At 34.9% G+C, this 212-nt stretch carries 1 protein-coding gene; it reads right to left on the minus strand.

The annotated features are described in order from the left end of the window. On the minus strand, nucleotides 1-212 hold a 212-nt coding region (locus tag RM51_RS19580; RefSeq protein ID WP_039373302.1), incomplete at both ends, for a hypothetical protein.

A 212-nucleotide genomic window follows, 5' to 3' on the forward strand; every position in this document is an offset into this window, starting at 1 on the left:
TAAGAACAGAAATTGAGTTCGTCGATTACTTTCAACTCCTTTTCCACTCTTTTTTGAGCTATTTCATGTCGGTTGCCATATCGCTTTTCCAATCCTGAATATGCCAATCTTCGGAGCAGTTTTACATCATCAGCTTTTGATTTTGTATAAAACTGTTTATTCTTGACCTGCTTAAAATCAAATTCAAAACTACATTGCGCCAGTATGTCTTT

The organism is Chryseobacterium taiwanense (assembly GCF_000813825.1).
GTDB classification, from domain to species: Bacteria; Bacteroidota; Bacteroidia; order Flavobacteriales; family Weeksellaceae; genus Chryseobacterium; species Chryseobacterium taiwanense.